General features: G+C 58.4%; 1 protein-coding gene. It reads right to left on the bottom strand.

Annotated elements, in window-relative coordinates:
- A partial coding sequence (locus tag AC1D0P_RS28335; protein WP_477679777.1) for a class I tRNA ligase family protein occupies positions 1-436 on the bottom strand: 436 nt, incomplete at its 3' end.
- Positions 437-510 lie beyond the last annotated feature (74 nt).

The raw sequence follows: 510 nt of genomic DNA, 5'->3' as shown, positions 1-510 counted from the left end.
CTTCCGAACTCAGCGAGAACACGGCGCTCATCGACTTATGGATCTGCTGGGTTGCCATTTCGGCGCGGCAGACCTCGATCGTCCTGTCGGCCAGCGTCAACAATGCCTCATCCTCAGCGGTGAACGCCGCTGGCTCGGGCAGCTTGCCCTCGAAATTCTTGGCAATCATCGACAGCGAGCGCTGCGCCAGATTGCCGAAATTGTCGGCGAGATCGGCATTGATGCGGTTGGCGATCGCCTCTTCCGAATAGGAGCCGTCCTGGCCGAAGGAAACTTCGCGCAAGAAAAAATGCCGCACCTGGTCGGCGCCGAAATGCTCGACCAGATTAAAGGGATCGACGACATTGCCGACCGACTTCGACATCTTCTCGCCCTTGTTGAGCAAAAAACCGTGGGCAAAGACGCGGCGCGGCACTTCGATGCCTGCCGACATCAGGAAAGCCGGCCAGTAGACGGCGTGGAAGCGGATGATATCCTTGCCGATAATGTGGATCGCCGGCCAGAAATTCC

This window comes from Polaromonas sp. P1_G2 (assembly GCF_056405515.1).
This window is presented reverse-complemented; position numbering and strand designations above follow the sequence as displayed.